This is a genomic window from Candidatus Contendobacter odensis Run_B_J11 (assembly GCF_000531125.1).
GTDB classification, from domain to species: domain Bacteria; phylum Pseudomonadota; class Gammaproteobacteria; order Competibacterales; family Competibacteraceae; genus Contendibacter; species Contendibacter odensensis.
In genome coordinates, this window is the sequence record NZ_CBTK010000042.1 from 1 (window position 1) to 1,126 (window position 1,126).

1 protein-coding gene is annotated in these 1,126 nt (G+C 61.5%); it reads left to right on the forward strand.

What is annotated here, in order from left to right; all coding sequences use genetic code 11:
- Nucleotides 1-1,126: elongation factor Tu (gene tuf / locus BN874_RS03665; protein WP_230314316.1), on the forward strand; the 1,126-nt coding region annotated here is incomplete at both ends.

A 1,126-nucleotide genomic window follows, 5' to 3' on the forward strand; every position in this document is an offset into this window, starting at 1 on the left:
GGTCATGTGGATCACGGCAAGACCACGCTGACGGCGGCGATCACCAAAGTGATGGCGCAAAAGTTTGGCGGTGAATTCAAAGCCTACGACCAGATTGATTCGGCGCCGGAAGAGAAAGCACGGGGCATCACCATTGCCACGGCGCATGTCGAATACCAATCGCCGGCGCGGCATTATGCCCATGTCGACTGTCCGGGACATGCCGACTACATCAAAAACATGATTACCGGCGCGGCACAGATGGACGGCGCGATTCTGGTGGTATCGGCGGCGGACGGCCCGATGCCGCAGACCCGGGAACACATCCTGCTGGCGCGGCAGGTGGGGGTTCCCTACATCGTGGTCTACCTGAACAAAGCCGACATGGTGGACGACGCCGAACTGCTGGAACTGGTCGAAATGGAAGTGCGCGAACTGCTCAGCAGCTACGACTTCCCCGGGGACGATCTCCCGCTGATCACCGGCTCGGCGCTCAAAGCGCTGGAAGGCGACCCCAGCGAGATCGGCGAACCCTCGATCCACCGTTTGGTCGAAGCGATGGACGCCTACATCCCGCAACCGGTGCGCGAGATTGACAAGCCGTTCCTGATGCCGATTGAAGACGTGTTCTCGATCTCCGGGCGCGGCACCGTCGTCACCGGACGGATCGAACGCGGGCGGGTCAAAGTCGGCGAAGAAGTCGCCATCATTGGCATCCGGCCCACGGTGAAGACCATCTGCACCGGGGTGGAAATGTTCCGCAAACTGCTGGATCAAGGCGAAGCCGGCGACAACGTCGGCGTCCTGCTGCGCGGCACCAAGCGCGACGACGTCGAACGCGGGCAAGTACTGGCCAAACCCAACACCATCACCCCGCACACCGACTTTGAAGCCGAAGTCTACATTCTCAGCAAAGAAGAAGGCGGACGGCACACCCCGTTCTTCAAAGGCTACCGGCCGCAATTCTACTTCCGCACCACCGATGTGACCGGGTCGGTGGATCTGCCGGAAGGGGTTGAAATGATCATGCCCGGCGACAACGTCAAGATGCGGGTCAGCCTGATCGCGCCGATTGCCATGGACGAAGGTCTGCGCTTCGCCATCCGCGAGGGCGGTCGTACCGTCGGCGCCGGCGTCGTCGCTAAAA